The sequence below is a fragment of the Streptomyces murinus genome, from assembly GCF_002154555.1.
Lineage (GTDB): Bacteria > Actinomycetota > Actinomycetes > Streptomycetales > Streptomycetaceae > Streptomyces > Streptomyces murinus.
Window position 1 is genome coordinate 1 of sequence record NZ_MUNF01000792.1, and the last position, 880, is coordinate 880.

At 74.0% G+C, this 880-nt stretch carries 2 protein-coding genes; both read left to right on the forward strand.

Annotated features, from left to right (window positions below):
• Nucleotides 1-439 (forward strand): cation efflux transmembrane domain-containing protein (locus CCN72_RS41590; protein WP_341868909.1); only part of this gene is annotated, 439 nt, incomplete at its 5' end.
• Between the two features lie 72 nt (nt 440-511).
• On the forward strand, nt 512-877 hold the full coding sequence (locus CCN72_RS35110; RefSeq protein ID WP_232984991.1) for an ArsR/SmtB family transcription factor: 366 nt from the start codon (nt 512-514) through the stop codon (nt 875-877).
• The last annotated feature ends 3 nt before the right edge of the window (nt 878-880 follow it).

Consider the following 880-nt stretch of genomic DNA (forward strand, 5'->3'; position numbering starts at 1 on the left):
GCTGACCGCCGTACCGCTCGGCATCGCCTTCATACTGGGGCGGCGCGCGGCGAACCGGCGCTTCACCTACGGCTACGGCCGCGCCGAGGACCTCGCGGGCCTGGTGATCGTGCTGACCATCGCCGCCTCCGCGGCCTTCGCCGCGCGCCGCCCCAGTATGAAGGCGATGCCGAGCGGTACGGCGGTCAGCGCGTCGGCGGCGTTGTGCACCGTGTCGCCGAGCAGCGCGACCGAGCCGGAGACGGCCACCACGCCCGCCTGCGCAAGGGCGGTCGCGCCCAGCACGGCGAGCGAGACCCACAGGGCGCGCATGCCCTGGGCCGAGGACTCCAGCGCCGCGTCGAGCTTGTCGGCGGTCTCGTGGGAGTGCGGGGTGAGGAGATGGGCCAGGCGGTGGCGCAGGGACGAGGTGCCGTGCCGGTGCGGGCCGTGGTGGTGATGGTCGCTCACGGGGATCCCCCTCTGATGGGCCGCGGTGGACGCGGGGCGTCCTCGGAGCCATTATGTGCGTATGAGCGCACGCATGCACCTATCACCTGCGCACCCTGCGCATCAGCGCACCCCGGGCGAGGAGCAGTTCGCGCTCGCGGCGGAGCTCCTCGCCCTGCTCGGCGACCGCACCCGGCTCACCCTGCTGCACGCCCTGACCTCGGGCGAGGCCGACGTCAGCACCCTCACCGAAGCCTGCGCCGCGGCCCGCCCCGCCGTCAGCCAACACCTGGCCCGCCTCCGCCTCGCGGGCTTGGTCGACACCCGCAAAGAGGGCCGCCGGGTCATCTACTCCCTGCGCCACGGCCACCTTCGCCGCCTGGTGGACGAGGCCCTGAAAACCGCGGACCACCGGCTTGCGGAGGGGCGGACAGAGGGGGAGCGGTAGGGG